General features: G+C 60.2%; 15 protein-coding genes. 12 read left to right on the plus strand and 3 right to left on the minus strand.

All coding sequences use genetic code 11. The features are described 5' to 3' along the window. Positions 1-138 precede the first annotated feature (138 nt). From rplU to holA, 12 genes are all read left to right on the plus strand, one after another. The gene (gene rplU, locus A3EC_RS0106945; protein ID WP_018024456.1) at positions 139-447 is read left to right on the plus strand and encodes a 50S ribosomal protein L21; all 309 of its coding nucleotides are present in this window, start codon (positions 139-141) and stop codon (positions 445-447) included. Between the two features lie 69 nt (positions 448-516). Next, complete coding sequence (gene rpmA, locus A3EC_RS0106950) at positions 517-777, plus strand: 50S ribosomal protein L27 (protein WP_018024457.1); 261 nt, start codon at positions 517-519, stop codon at positions 775-777. 191 nt (positions 778-968) lie between these two features. After that, positions 969-2,480, plus strand: a complete 1,512-nt coding sequence (gene obgE / locus A3EC_RS0106955; protein WP_018024458.1) for a GTPase ObgE — start codon at positions 969-971, stop codon at positions 2,478-2,480. 127 nt (positions 2,481-2,607) lie between these two features. Then, positions 2,608-3,756: a glutamate 5-kinase gene (proB, locus tag A3EC_RS0106960; protein ID WP_156812880.1), complete on the plus strand. Its 1,149-nt coding sequence runs from the start codon at positions 2,608-2,610 to the stop codon at positions 3,754-3,756. 45 nt (positions 3,757-3,801) lie between these two features. Then, positions 3,802-5,115 carry a glutamate-5-semialdehyde dehydrogenase gene (locus A3EC_RS0106965; protein WP_026162278.1) on the plus strand — a complete coding sequence of 438 codons (1,314 nt, stop codon included), beginning with the start codon at positions 3,802-3,804 and terminating at the stop codon, positions 5,113-5,115. Then, positions 5,112-5,759: a nicotinate-nucleotide adenylyltransferase gene (gene nadD / locus A3EC_RS0106970; RefSeq protein WP_018024461.1), complete on the plus strand. Its 648-nt coding sequence runs from the start codon at positions 5,112-5,114 to the stop codon at positions 5,757-5,759. Before A3EC_RS0106965 ends, nadD begins: the two co-directional genes overlap by 4 nt. Positions 5,760-5,773: 14 nt before the next feature. After that, entirely contained in the window at positions 5,774-6,238 is a 465-nt protein-coding gene (rsfS, locus tag A3EC_RS0106975) for a ribosome silencing factor (RefSeq protein ID WP_018024462.1), read from the plus strand. A gap of 20 nt (positions 6,239-6,258) precedes the next feature. Then, positions 6,259-6,987: a histidine phosphatase family protein gene (locus tag A3EC_RS0106980; protein ID WP_018024463.1), complete on the plus strand. Its 729-nt coding sequence runs from the start codon at positions 6,259-6,261 to the stop codon at positions 6,985-6,987. After that, positions 6,984-8,207 (plus strand): DegV family protein, encoded by a 1,224-nt coding sequence (locus tag A3EC_RS12480; protein WP_018024464.1) that lies wholly within the window; start codon positions 6,984-6,986, stop codon positions 8,205-8,207. Before A3EC_RS0106980 ends, A3EC_RS12480 begins: the two co-directional genes overlap by 4 nt. Before the next feature lie 122 nt (positions 8,208-8,329). Continuing rightward, positions 8,330-9,145, plus strand: a complete 816-nt coding sequence (locus tag A3EC_RS0106990) for a ComEA family DNA-binding protein (protein WP_026162280.1) — start codon at positions 8,330-8,332, stop codon at positions 9,143-9,145. 8 nt (positions 9,146-9,153) lie between these two features. Continuing rightward, positions 9,154-10,602: a ComEC/Rec2 family competence protein gene (locus A3EC_RS12755; RefSeq protein WP_083879986.1), complete on the plus strand. Its 1,449-nt coding sequence runs from the start codon at positions 9,154-9,156 to the stop codon at positions 10,600-10,602. A gap of 4 nt (positions 10,603-10,606) precedes the next feature. Further along, positions 10,607-11,602 (plus strand): DNA polymerase III subunit delta, encoded by a 996-nt coding sequence (holA, locus tag A3EC_RS0107000; RefSeq protein ID WP_026162281.1) that lies wholly within the window; start codon positions 10,607-10,609, stop codon positions 11,600-11,602. Here holA and A3EC_RS11700 read toward each other — a convergent pair. From A3EC_RS11700 to rpsT, 3 genes are all read right to left on the minus strand, one after another. Beyond that, positions 11,599-12,072 carry a DedA family protein gene (locus A3EC_RS11700; protein ID WP_018024468.1) on the minus strand — a complete coding sequence of 158 codons (474 nt, stop codon included), beginning with the start codon at positions 12,070-12,072 and terminating at the stop codon, positions 11,599-11,601. The two genes, holA and A3EC_RS11700, sit on opposite strands and share 4 nt — an antisense overlap. Before the next feature lie 3 nt (positions 12,073-12,075). Beyond that, positions 12,076-12,777: a biliverdin-producing heme oxygenase gene (locus A3EC_RS0107010; RefSeq protein ID WP_018024469.1), complete on the minus strand. Its 702-nt coding sequence runs from the start codon at positions 12,775-12,777 to the stop codon at positions 12,076-12,078. 223 nt (positions 12,778-13,000) lie between these two features. Continuing rightward, on the minus strand, positions 13,001-13,273 hold the full coding sequence (gene rpsT, locus A3EC_RS0107015; RefSeq protein WP_018024470.1) for a 30S ribosomal protein S20: 273 nt from the start codon (positions 13,271-13,273) through the stop codon (positions 13,001-13,003). Positions 13,274-13,275: the final 2 nt, after the last annotated feature.

Raw genomic sequence — 13,275 nt, forward strand, 5'->3', positions numbered from 1 at the left:
GCGCGCCGATTTTCGGTGAAGCGTGGAGTTGCCATGCGCAAATGTGCGAGATGGTGGCCGGAATGCAAATTTTAGTCCAGTCAGTCGGTGCAGCTGTGCCGCTGAGTCAAGCAATAAGATTTAAGGGGTAGCCCTCCTATGTACGCGATCGTCAAGACCGGCGGCAAGCAGTACAAGGTTGCCGAAGGTGACCTCGTCAAGGTCGAGAAGATCGAGGGTGAGCCAGGTTCGTCCGTGGCTCTCACTCCGGTCTTGCTCGTCGACGGCGCAGATGTCACCTCCGACGCTGATGCATTGTCCAAGGTTTCTGTTAACGGTGAAATCGTCGAGCACACTAAGGGCCCGAAGATTCGCATCATGAAGTACAAGAACAAGACCGGCTACAAGCGCCGCATCGGTCACCGCCAGAAGCTGACCGTTGTGAAGATTACCGGCCTGACCAAGTAACGGATTCCCTTTCGACCTTACGGTCGGATAGGATTCCACCAATAAGATTTTCCGAGGAGGGAAAACGACATGGCAACCAAGAAGGGTGCGTCCAGCTCTAGCAACGGTCGCGATTCTGAGGCAAAGCGCCTTGGCGTGAAGCGCTTCGGTGGTCAGCAGGTCAAGGCCGGCGAAATTCTCGTTCGTCAGCGCGGTACCTCGTTCCACCCAGGCGAGAATGTCGGTCGCGGTGGCGACGACACTCTGTTCGCTCTCAAGGCTGGTGCTGTTGAATTCGGCACCAAGCGCAACCGCCGCACCGTCTCCATTGTGGAGTCGGCTGAGGTTTAATTCGCTCCGGTTGGTTCGACGCTGGGCTGTTGTCCCGTCGACCACGCCGCACGAATACTTTATGCATTCACCGTCCGTGTGACGCGCCGTAGAGGTGCTGGCACTGGGCGGTGTTTTGCTATCTTCCGGATAAACTTTCCGGTAGACATCCCGGTCCGCCCGGCTGGCCGAATTGTGAAAGGTAGGCAAGCATGTCCCGCTTTATTGACCGTGTAGTGCTGCATCTGCAGGCCGGTGACGGCGGCCACGGTGCTAATTCCATTCTGCGTGAAAAATTCCGACCAATGGGCGGCCCGGACGGTGGCAACGGCGGCCACGGTGGCGACATCTTCCTTGAAGTCGATCCGCAGGTCCACACGCTGCTCGACTTCCACTTTCACCCGCATATTAAAGCCACCCGTGGCGCTAATGGTGCTGGCGACAACCGGGCTGGTGCCCGCGGTGACGACCAGGTGCTGAAGGTTCCGACCGGCACCGTGGTGCTTGATGACGATGGGGAAGTGCTCGCAGACCTCGTACATCCAGGGGAGCGCTTCTTGGCTGCCCGCGGCGGCTTTGGCGGCTTAGGCAACGCTGCACTGGTGTCGAAGTACCGACGCGCCCCAGGGTTTGCGCTGCTTGGCGAACCAGGGGAGCAGCGAGACCTGACGCTGGAACTGAAGTCGATGGCCGATGTTGGCCTGGTTGGCTTCCCATCGGCGGGTAAGTCCTCGCTGGTGTCGACTCTGTCGGCGGCGAAGCCAAAGATTGGTGACTATCCGTTCACTACGCTGCAGCCAAACCTTGGTGTGGTCAATGTCGGCCACGACGCCTTCACCATTGCGGACGTCCCGGGCCTGATTCCGGGGGCCTCGGAAGGCAAGGGTCTGGGCCTGGACTTCCTGCGGCACATTGAGCGGTGCGCTGTCCTGGCGCACGTAGTCGACTGCGCAGCCTTGGAGGTGGACCGCAACCCGGTTTCCGACATTAAGGCGCTGGAGGCGGAGCTATCGGCCTACGAGTCCGAACTGTCGTCTGACGTTGGCCTCGATGACCTGATGAGCCGCCCGCGGATTATTGTGCTGAACAAGATTGACGTGCCGGACGCCCGGGAGATGGCTGAGCTGCAGGAAGACGAACTGAAGGAAGAGTTCGGTTGGCCTGTTTTTGCGGTATCCACCGCCACCCACGAGGGGCTGCAGCAACTGAAGTACGCCCTGGCGGAAACGGTCCAGGCCTACCGCAAGGAACACCCGCTGATCCCAGAGAAGAAGGTTGGCGGCACCGTCATTCGGCCGCGTGCGGTTGATGACAAGGGTGACTTCACCATTAAGCCGGATCCATTCAATGCTGGTGGCTATGTGGTGGTCGGTGAGAAGCCGGAACGCTGGATTCGCCAGACTGATTTTGAAAATGATGAGGCGGTTGGATATCTCGGAGATCGCCTGGCCAAGCTGGGTGTAGAGAAGAAGCTATTCGAAATGGGAGCGGTTCCCGGTTGCTTAGTGTCCATTGGTGACATTACTTTCGAATGGGAGCCATTGACGGCTGCTGGTGTGGACGTCGTGCCAACTGGGCGCGGCACCGACGAGCGTGTTGAAGGCGCAGGCGTGGAACGTAAATCTGCTGCCCAGCGTAAGCGTGAGTCCCAGGTCCGTCGTGGCTTGATTGATGAATACGACTTCGGAGATGGTCAGGAAGCTGACCGCGAAAGGTGGCATTAGATCAGTGCAGGCATCTGATTTAGCTCTCGCTCAAACCTCAACAACCCTCGACGCAGATTTCATTGAGGAGGCAAGCGCAAAATCAGGATCTTTAGCCGGTTCGCAGGTGATCTCGACGCCAAGCATCATGAATCCCGAATCCATCATTTCCGCCGGGTCCTACTTCAGTGACACCCGCGACGCGATTGTCAAAGCTAAGCGCGTCGTGGTGAAGATTGGTTCTTCCTCCCTCACCGACGAAAACGGTTTGATTGACCCGGCACGCATCGATGAGCTTGCCGACGCATTGGAAAAGCGCATGGGCCGAGGCTCGGACGTGATTGTGGTGTCTTCGGGTGCCGTGGCTTCCGGAATGGGCCCACTTGGTTTGAAGCAGCGCCCGACGGACCTTGCGACCAAGCAGGCCGCCGCCGCTGTGGGCCAGGTCCGCTTGGCGGAAGAGTGGGGGCGGTCCTTTGGCCGTTATGGCCGCACGATTGGCCAGGTGCTGCTGGTGTCGTCGGATGCGGCGGTCCGTGACCGTGCCCGCAATGCGCAGCGCACCATCGACCGTCTGCGCCAGCTCGGCGCGGTGCCAATTGTCAACGAAAATGACACCGTGGCAACCTCCGAGTTCCACTTCGGCGACAATGACCGCCTTGCGGCGCTAGTTAGCCACCTGGCCTTCGCAGACGCGTTGATTCTGCTGTCGGACGTTGATGGGCTGTATGACCGCAACCCTGCAGAACCAGATGCGAACTTTGTGCCGGAGGTGCGCTCCGGCCACGATTTGAAGGGCGTTATTGCTGGTGACGGCGGTAAGCTGGGCACCGGCGGCATGGCTTCGAAGGTGTCGGCAGCCCGGTTGGCATCCCGCGGTGGTATCCCAGTGCTGTTGACCAGCGCCGACAATATTGACGCGGCTTTGGACCAAGCAGATGTGGGAACGGCCTTCGCACCGAAGGAAGACCGACTGAACGCGTGGAAGTTCTGGATGCTCTATGCCGCGGAAACCTCCGGCGTGCTGCGTTTGGATGCCGGTGCGGTGACCGCTGTGACCGATCAGCACAAGTCCTTGCTCCCAGTGGGCATCACCTCGATTGACGGTGACTTCGAGCGCGGCGACATTGTGCAGATCGTCGGACCGAATGGTGAAATTATTGGCCGCGGTGAAGTCAATTACGACTCCGCCGACTTGGCCACCATGATTGGGCACACCACTGGGGATCTGCCGGCAGATATGCAAAAGCCAGTGGTCCACGCCGATTACTTGTCGGATTACGCCTCCCGGGCGTAGCAGATACTTCGCATCTTGTCGGTGGTGTTGTCTAGAGTGGGTCGCATGACTGACGCTACCGATATCCGCGAAACTGAACGTGCTGAAGTTTTGGCGAAGGCTCGCGCCGCCAAGGAAGCTTCCCGGGAACTAGCCAGCTACACGGCTGCCCGGAAAAATGAGCTGCTGCTGGCTGCCGCTGATGCGCTTGTCGCCGCAACCGACGACGTCCTTGCGGCAAACGCCGAAGATATCGCTACCGGCCAGGCAAAGGGAATGACTCAGGCGCTGCAGGACCGACTGCGACTCGACGCTGATCGTGTCGCCGGTATCGCCGACGGCCTGCGCCAAGTTGCCGCACTTCCAGACCCAATCGGCCAGGTTCTGCAAGGCAAAGTGCTGCCAAACGGTCTTGAATTGACCCAAGTGCGCGTCCCACTCGGTGTCATGGGCATGGTGTACGAAGCTCGGCCAAACGTCACTGTCGACGCTTTCGGCCTGGCGCTGAAGTCCGGCAACGTGGCACTGCTGCGCGGCTCGAAGTCCGCAGTCCACTCCAACACCGCGCTGGTGAACATCCTGCGTGCCTCCTTGACAGAGCACGGTGCTCCCGAGGATCTTGTGCAGCTGCTGCCATGCCAAACCCACGGCTCGGTGCAAGACCTCATTACTGCCCGCGGCCTAGTGGACCTTGTTATTCCACGTGGCGGCGCTGGGCTGATTAATGCGGTTGTGACCGGCGCGACCGTCCCAACCATTGAAACTGGCACCGGCAACTGCCACATGTACGTCGATTCCTCGGCGGACCTCGACGAAGCAATCGCGCTGACCCTTAATGGCAAGACGCGTCGGCCATCGGTGTGCAATGCCACCGAAGTTGTGCTCATTGATAAAAAGTTGGGCGCTGAAAACGTCACTAAGCTCCTGACCGCGGTGGACGCCGCTGGGGTGACCATCCACGCGGACCGCACCAACCTGGCGGCCTTTGGCCATGACCTGGATTACCTCGGGGAGTTGGCGGCGAAGATTGTGCCAGCCACCGACACCGACTGGGATGAAGAGTACCTGTCCATGGACATCGCCGCGAAGCTTGTTGACGGAGTCGACGGTGCGATTGCGCAGATTAATGAGCACGGTTCCGGACACACCGAAGCGATCTCCGCGCAGGACTACCGCGCCTGCCAAGAGTTCGCGAACCGGGTAGATGCCGCAGCTGTGTCCATTAACGCATCGACGGCGTTTACCGACGGTGAGCAGTACGGCATGGGCGCTGAAATCGGTATTTCCACGCAGAAACTACATGCGCGTGGCCCAATGGCACTGCCTGAACTGACCAGCACCAAGTGGATTGTGCGCGGGCAGGGCCACACCCGACCATGAGCGCCGCAACTGACTACAACGCCGATGAGCCGAAAAACCCGCGGCGCATTGGCATTATGGGCGGCACCTTTGACCCCATCCATAACGGGCACCTGGTCGCCGGGTCGGAAGTGGCAGACCGCTACAACCTTGACCTTGTGCTGTTTGTGCCGACGGGACAGCCGTGGCAAAAGGCGGACCGGAAAGTCTCCGACGCTGAAGACCGCTACCTGATGACGGTGATTGCCACCGCGTCGAACCCGCGGTTCCATGTCTCCCGAGTCGACATTGACCGGGGTGGGGCGACCTACACCGTTGATACCTTGCAGGATTTGGCGGAAAAGTATCCCGGCGCGGAACTGTTCTTTATCACCGGTGCGGATGCATTGGCGAAGATTATGACGTGGCGCGACTGGGAAAAGATGTTTGACCTGGCGACTTTCGTTGGCGTGACGCGGCCGGGGTATGAACTTGAGGACATCACCTCGGCTGATGTTGAAGGCAAAGATAACGTTCAGCTGCTGGAAATCCCGGCGATGGCGATTAGTTCGACTGACTGTCGGCAGCGGGCCAGCACGGGACGCCCGGTCTGGTATTTAGTGCCAGATGGTGTCGTCCAGTACATTGCAAAGAGAGGTTTGTATAAACAGGCCGGTTTGTCCTAGGAGGGCCCCTTTTCGTGACCGCACATGCTGATTCCATCAAGTTGGCCATCGTTGCTGCCCAAGCGGCGGATGAGAAGCTTGCCGACGACATCGTCGTAATCGACGTGTCCGAGCAGCTGGTAATCACCGACTGCTTCGTGCTTGCCTCCGGCACCAACGAACGCCAAGTCGACGCCATTGTGGACGAAGTGGAAGACAAACTGCGGGAAGCTGGTGCCAAACCAGTGCGCCGTGAAGGCACACGGGAAAACCGGTGGGTGCTGCTGGACTACGGCACCGTCGTCATTCACGTGCAGCGCACCGAAGAGCGTGAATTCTACGCGCTGGATAATCTGTGGGCAGACTGCCCAGTCATTGAAGTTGAAGGCATCGAAGGCGCCGGCACCCGCGGCGAAGGCGATGCTGTGGACCCATTCTCTGTCACCAGCCAGGATGACCTGCCGCTGGCCGGAGAAGGCCCAAGCACCGACGACTTCTAGCGCCGAAAGAGCCACAGCCCATGCAACGACGACTCATTCTGCTGCGCCACGGGCAGACTTCCTATAACGCCACCAAACGGATGCAAGGCCAGTTTGATTCGGAACTGTCCGACCATGGCCGTGCCCAAGCAGAAACAGTGGCCCGCCACTTTGTCAGCCACGACATGGGCATCACCAAAATTGTAGCGTCGGACCTGCAGCGGGCCACGGAAACCGCACAGATTATTGGTCGGGAACTTGGGCTGGAGGTCACGCAGGATGCTCGGTTGCGGGAAACGCACCTCGGCCAGTGGCAGCAGTGCTCCCACGCAGAAGTCGATGGTGCATATCCAGGGGCGCGGGTGCGATGGCGGCATGACCCAGAGTTTTGCCCACCTGGTGGCGAATCCCGAGTTCAGGTGGCTGCGCGTACGTCGTCGATGGTCTTTGACCTGATGGATTCTTACGCCGACTGGGACGGGCATACGGTGTTGCTGGTGGCCCATGGTGGGGCGATTGGTGCGCTGACCGCACGACTGTTGGAGCTGCCAGTGCCGAACTACCCGCTGTTTAATGGTTTGAAGAATACGGCGTGGTCGCAGCTGTTGGCGCGTCCGCGGTACACCCTCGGCGACCAGGATTCGCCAGACACGGGGAACGCGGCGATCCCGGAAAACTTGTTGGCGCTGGAACAACAGGCTGGGCAGGGCGATGCCCCACGCGATGACCAGTGGTATTTGGAAGCGTGGAACGCTCAGGTGATGCCATGACCGTCAAAGTGATTGTCGACTCCGCTTCCTGCCTGCCTAAAGACGTAGCTAATCGTTATGGCATCGTGGTGCTGGACATGCAGGCCACGGAAGAGACTTCAGAGAAGTCCGGTTTCGGGGCAGCGGCAGCAACCACGTCGGCGTTGGCGCCGCTGGAGCTGTGCGCTGCTTATTCGCGGCAATTGGCCCTCGGCGATGACGATGGTGTGCTGGCGTTGCATGTGTCGAAAGCGTTGTCGTCGACGTGGTCGAATGGGGTGACGGCTGCGGAAGTGCTCGGTGATCGGGTGCAGGTCGTTGATACGCACAGCGTGGGGATGGGCATTGGTTTTGCGGCGATTGCGGCGGCGCAGCGCGCGGAACAGGGCGGCACGTTGGCGGAGTGCCATGATGCGGCGAAGGAGGTGCTGCGGCGGAGTTCCATGTGGGCGTATGTGCCGCATATGGAGCATCTGCGTCGTGGCGGTCGGTTGACGGCTGGTGCGACGATTATTTCTACGGCGCTTGCGATGAAACCAGTGGTGACGCTGCGTGACGGCAAGGTGGAACTTGCTGCGAAAACCCGCACGGAGACGAAGGCGTTGTCTCGGCTGGTGGAGTTGGTGGTCGCTGAGTCCGGTGATGAGCCGGTGGATGTGGCGATTCAGTATGCCGGTTCGCGTCGGGATGCCGCTGAGTTGGCGCGGGTGCTCACTCGGTTTTTGGGGGAGGCTGCGTCGGTGCAGTTGATGGAGATTTCGGCGGCCGTGGAAGTACATTCCGGGCCGGGCGCCCTGTTGGTGTCGGTGGCGCGTAAGCCGGTGGTGGGGTTGTCGGCCGGCGATGTGGATGCGTCAGATCCGTTGCAGCCGTCGCTGTTTGATGGCGCGGAGCTGGTGGGGGACCGCTTTGGTGCGGACTCTGGTCGGTTGGGAAACCATCCGATGCTGGGGATGCCTAGTTCCCCTTCGGAGGCCGCAGAAAATGGTGCGCCGGAGGACCCTTCTGCCGATGAGCGCACGCAGAATTGGTCGAGTTGGCGGGAGACGTTCCGACAGGCTACCGAAAAAGCATCGGAGTTGGCGGCGGAGATTGCGGCGGAGTTTTCCTCGGAACGCGCCAAGCGTGACACTCCCCGCACAGCTGACTCAACCAGTATTGATGACACCCCTGCTTCGGATACGCCAACCGAATCTGCCCCGGCCCCAGACACGGATCCGGACCGCCCTGCCGACAAGTAGCCCGGCGCGGCCGCCGCGCGGGTCCAGGTCACTTGTCCACATCAGGTAGTTTGTCCACAGGTTTGTGCTTGTTGACGTTATGGGCGCCGCTGCGCTGACTTGCCTCGTCCTACGGTGGGCGCATGTCCTCAACAGTGCGTACCCGTCTTCAGGAATTAACTGCCCCGGCTAGTGGCGATGTCACGATGCCGGTGGACTTTTCTCGACGCCGCCTAGCGATTAGTCGTCCCGCGATGGTTGTCATTGTGTTGCTGGCAGTGCTGGTGATGGGTGTTGCGGGGATGGCGGGCTCAAAAGTCACACAGCCGGAAGTCGCAGTGGTGCCCGACCCTTCGGTCGCAGCGATTGCCGACGATGCTGCGAGCGGCCCCGCCGGTAGCTCGGTGAGTAGTTCTGCTGATAGTGCTGCTAATAATGCTGCTAATAGTGCTGCGCAGAGTTCTGTGGCTACGCCAGTGGTGGTGTCTGTGGTTGGGCTGGTGAAGAAACCTGGGGTGGTAACCCTGCCGACGGGTTCTCGGGTGGCCGACGCTGTTGAGGCGGCCGGTGGTTTCTCCGCGAAAGCAAATCCAGCATCAGTGAACTTAGCGCGGTTGGTCTCTGATGGGGAGCAGATCGTGGTGACCGATCAGGTGGATCCGGCAGCGAACTCAGGCGGTGTCGGCACGGCCAACAGCACAACCAGCGGGACGACCAGTGGGACGTCCAGTGGGTCGACTAACGGCACTGCGGAGTCGGCAACTGGGGGAAAGGTCAATGTCAATACAGCCTCTGAAACTGAATTAGAAACCCTACCGGGAATCGGCCCTGCAACCGCCGCCGCTATTGTTGCGTTCCGTCAGGACAACGGGCCGTTTACGTCAGTGGCGCAGCTAGGCGAAGTCCCCGGTATTGGCCCGAAAAAGTTGGAACGAATCTCCGGTTCCGTGACGGTATAGGCGCAGCTATGGCCGCGAAAGCAGCTCGTCACCACTCCCGGGTGACGCCGGTGGAACCGCCTCGGCTCAAACGACCAGCCTTAGATCTTCGGCTATGGCCACTGGCAGTGACTACTTGGTGCGGGTGCGCAGCTGTGCTGAGCACGCGGTCGCTGGAACTTGCCTGGGCAGCAGTCGTGGTGTTAATTGCGCTGGCCATCCTAAGCCTAGCCGCAGCTGCAGTGCCCAGCGTCGGACCAGCACTATCCACAGTGGGGCCAGTGACAGGGTTCGGGGCAGCAGCGGCGGTAGCAATAACTGCAAGCCGCATCCACCGGGCGAATCACCACGAGGTGGCGTCCTGGCAGGGAAGTGCCACCACAATACGCGGCAGGTTAATTGCCGACCCCACACCAACTAGCGCAGATGACACTCACATGCTGCGACTTTCGGTACCTGAATTACCTGCTGACCTGACAGTGTTTGCGCACGCAGCACACACTGAACACTTAGGCGTCGGAAATGTTGTTGCCGTGACTGGCCAAGTTGCTGCAGCTAGTCGACCAGGAATCTCGCCGGTGACCATGTCAACGAACGCTCCGATTGAGATTGTTGGCGAACCGAATATGCTTTTCGGATTTGCCGCCAGTGCCCGCACCCAATTGGCACAGCTGGCCGCGGACACACTGTCCGAACATACGGCGGGCTTAGTGACGGGGATGGTGTTTGGTGATGTCCGGCCGCAACCAGCAGTGCAGCGGCAGTATCTCCTTGACGCTGGTTTGGCGCACCTGTCCGCGGTTTCTGGTGCCAACGTCACCATTGTGTCTGGTTGCGCGTTAACCGTCGCCGCCTTCCTCGGCGCCACCCCGAAAGTCCGAGTTGCTGTGGCGGCACTGGCGCTAGCCGCTTATGTGCTGGTTACCGGGCCTGAGCCATCGGTGCTGCGTGCCAGCGTGATGGGTGGCGTGAGCTTGGTGGCGATTGCCTCTTCACGGCGTAAACAACCACTATCGGCACTCGCGGCTGGCATCATCGTCCTGCTGTTGTGCTATCCGAATCTTGCAGTGAACTGGGGTTTCGGACTATCCGTCGGAGTCACGCTGGGGCTGATTCTGTTGGCTCCGTTTATTCGCCGCGGGCTGCTCCGGCTCCACTACGTCAATAAGCTCCCTGACGTGGTTGTTGGGGCGCTGGCGGTGGCAATCGCAGCGGAAATCGTCTCCATTCCGCTGCTTATCGGGATGAGTGGGACGGTGCCCATCGGTTCTGTGGTGGCGAACCTGCTGGCGTCTGCTGCGGTGGCGCCGGTGACGGTACTGGGGCTGGTGGCTGCGATTGCGTTGTGGGTGCCGGGGGTTGGCCCGCCGGTGGCGACGGTTGCGCTGTGGTTGGCGTGGCCGTGCGCTGCGTGGATTGATTGGGTGGCGGCGACGGTGGCTGCGGTGCCAGGGGCAGTGGTGGAAGTGGCACAATAGAGCCGTGACTACTCAACAGGTGGCGCCACTGACGGTGCTCAATGGCCGGGAAGAATTCCTCATGTCCCGTGCGCGGCGACGCCTCATTGCCGCGGTAAAAGCATCTTCACCAGCGCCGGAAGCGATGCCAATAACGGAGTTCGCGGCCAAAGATGTCACCGACAATGACTTGGTGGAACTACTCAGCCCTTCACTGTTTAGTGAGGAAAGGGTGCTGGTGTTCACCGACCTGCAATCCGCGCGGAAAGAAGCCACTGACACGTTAGTGAAATGGCTCAAAGACATTCCCGAGGGCATTGTCGTGATTGTTGAGCATGTGCCGCCGAAAAGTAAAACCGCAAAAGGGGCTGCTGCCGCGCTGAAACAGCTGCAGAAACTCGGGGCGGAACTCATTGAATACCCAGAGCTCAAACCCTCCGAGATCCAAGGGTTTGTGCACCAGGAGCTGCGCGGACACAAAATCCGGGCGGACTTAGACACAGTGCAGGCAATTGTCGAAGGTGTGGGTACCGACCTGCGCGATCTGGCATCAGCTATCAGTCAGCTGGTGGCCGATACCGACGGCAACTTTGACGCGGACAAGGTGCGCGAATACTACTCGGGGCGGGCTGAAATCAATGGTTTCCATGTCGCTGATGCCGCTGTGGCCGGCAATGTGGTCGGAGCGGTGGCCGCAACGCGCCGGGCATTGCAGCTGGGGGAGCCGAAACCAGTAGTACTTGCCGCCGCGATTTCTGGTGCAATTGGCGATATTGCGCGGCTGCATGCGGTCGGGCCGATTGATCCGAATCGGGCTGCCGGCACGTTCCGGATGCCGCCGTGGAAAGTGCGGAAAGTGCAGCAAGTGGCACGGTTGTGGCCGACCGAAGCCGTTGCCCGCGCAGTGCAAGTGGTGGCCGATATGGATGCCGGGCTCAAGGGCGCGGGGAGCCAGGACGAACAGTTTGTGTTGGAGACGTCAGTGCGAAAGATCGCGGAAATCGCCCGCTCGACTCGTTAACTCGTTGCTGTCGAGCGCGGCTGCGATGAACGTCGATAAGCAACGGTGGCCACCGTAACCACCACGATGAGCAGCGCTAATGGCCACCAATGACCAGCAATGGCTTCGATTGCGGACAACCAGGCGACAAAACCAACAGTGCTATACACCGCGGCCCACACCACGACCCCAGGGATCTGGGCAGCCGTGAACACTGACCACGTAATGCCAAGGAAACCAGCGGCCAGCAGCACCATTGTTTGCAACCCAACCGTGAAATAGCACAGCGGAATCGCCGCCACCCCGACGCGTTGCAGGGTAGTTTTTCCGCGGGTCAACGCCCCGTGGCTCAGTTTGCGTTCCAGCCACGGATTAGTGTGCTTGCTGACGTATCGGGCCAACCAGTACGTGCCTTGGCCGCGGGCCATGCCGACCGCGAAAAAGAAGGCCCAGGCCAGCCAGAATGGGTAGTGCTGCAGAGCGTCCGCCACGGGCTAACCCGCCAAAGTGTCGTGGTTGGCGGCGGTGGCTTCCAGGTCGGCGAATAGAGCTTGGTTGTAGCGGAAGGCCGCGATGGCTTCGCTGATAATGCGGCCCTGGGTGAACTCGTCGGCTGGCAACTGATCCAACGCAGCGCGGTAGCGGTCCTTGTACACCTTCAGCTTCGGGATATCTGGGAAGCGGTAGAAGTTCAGCGCCTCTGGAGCGATGTCATAGTGGCGGCGCAGCATAGCGGAAATGATTTGGCCGCCGGAAAGGTCACCGAGGTAGCGGACGTAGTGGTTTGCCACGATGGTCTCTGGGGACAAGTCAGTGGTGAGCGCGGCGATGTAATTGCGGGTAGCCGGCAGCAGCGGTACCTCGCCGGCAGCGATTCGGTCGGCGGCGTCGGTGCCGAGCAGTGCGTTCAGGTCCGCGGCGAGGCGTTCGGTGCGGCGCAGTGCGGTGTCATACAGCGGCGCGATAAGCGGGTGGTTCTTGTGCTGTTCAGTTGCAGACTCTAGCGCGTGGTAAATCGGGTAGAGCTGGGTAGCGAGGGCAGTCCACGCGTCGGCGGAGGCGCGGCCGCTGGTGAGGTCATCCATGAAGGTGGAGGTCTCAGCCTGCTGGTGAGCGGCGGTGGTTCGTTCACGCAAGAGTACGGACAGGGTGGTGCCGCTAGTTGTGGTGTCCTGCGTCGTTGCTGCGGTTGTCATGTTGGGCATCCCCTTCATCGTCGGTAAGGTAAGGCTCACCTTACAGTTTCGAGACAGGGTGTTGCAACTAATACGATACAAAAAGTTTGCTTAATTTAAATCTGGTGGGCGAGGAGGGGATTTCTTGGGGTGGCAACTGGGGAAATGCAAAAAGACCCCACCAATACAAAAAGACCCCACCGAAGTGGGGTCTCATTGGGTGCTCCCTCGCGGAAGCGTGGCATTAAGCGGAAGCCTGTGCCTTGTTCAGCGCGGTTGCCATAGCGGACTTCTTGTTCGCAGCGTTGTTGCGGTGCAGAACGCCCTTGGTGACAGCCTTGTCCAGCTTGCGGGAAGCCGAACGCAGCTGAGCTTCAGCAGCGGTGAATTCGCCGGCATCCAGAGCTGCACGGAACTTACGGATTTCGGTGCGGAACTCGGAACGGATCGACTTGTTGCGCATACGAGCCTTTTCGTTGGTCTTGTTGCGCTTGATCTGAGACTTGATGTTTGCCATTG

It is taken from the genome of Corynebacterium ulceribovis DSM 45146 (genome assembly GCF_000372445.1).
In the GTDB taxonomy this organism is placed as follows: Bacteria; Actinomycetota; Actinomycetes; order Mycobacteriales; family Mycobacteriaceae; genus Corynebacterium; species Corynebacterium ulceribovis.

What these genes read in the sequence shown, in the direction of transcription:
- rplU (WP_018024456.1), top strand. Translation starts at nt 139, where the DNA reads ATGTACGCGATCGTCAAGACCGGCGGCAAGCAGTACAAGGTTGCCGAA.
- rpmA (WP_018024457.1), top strand. Translation starts at nt 517, where the DNA reads ATGGCAACCAAGAAGGGTGCGTCCAGCTCTAGCAACGGTCGCGATTCT.
- obgE (WP_018024458.1), top strand. Translation starts at nt 969, where the DNA reads ATGTCCCGCTTTATTGACCGTGTAGTGCTGCATCTGCAGGCCGGTGAC.
- proB (WP_156812880.1), top strand. Translation starts at nt 2,608, where the DNA reads ATGAATCCCGAATCCATCATTTCCGCCGGGTCCTACTTCAGTGACACC.
- A3EC_RS0106965 (WP_026162278.1), top strand. Translation starts at nt 3,802, where the DNA reads ATGACTGACGCTACCGATATCCGCGAAACTGAACGTGCTGAAGTTTTG.
- nadD (WP_018024461.1), top strand. Translation starts at nt 5,112, where the DNA reads ATGAGCGCCGCAACTGACTACAACGCCGATGAGCCGAAAAACCCGCGG.
- A3EC_RS0106980 (WP_018024463.1), top strand. Translation starts at nt 6,259, where the DNA reads ATGCAACGACGACTCATTCTGCTGCGCCACGGGCAGACTTCCTATAAC.
- A3EC_RS12480 (WP_018024464.1), top strand. Translation starts at nt 6,984, where the DNA reads ATGACCGTCAAAGTGATTGTCGACTCCGCTTCCTGCCTGCCTAAAGAC.
- A3EC_RS0106990 (WP_026162280.1), top strand. Translation starts at nt 8,330, where the DNA reads ATGTCCTCAACAGTGCGTACCCGTCTTCAGGAATTAACTGCCCCGGCT.
- A3EC_RS12755 (WP_083879986.1), top strand. Translation starts at nt 9,154, where the DNA reads ATGGCCGCGAAAGCAGCTCGTCACCACTCCCGGGTGACGCCGGTGGAA.
- A3EC_RS0107010 (WP_018024469.1), bottom strand. Translation starts at nt 12,777, where the DNA reads ATGACAACCGCAGCAACGACGCAGGACACCACAACTAGCGGCACCACC.
- rpsT (WP_018024470.1), bottom strand. Translation starts at nt 13,273, where the DNA reads ATGGCAAACATCAAGTCTCAGATCAAGCGCAACAAGACCAACGAAAAG.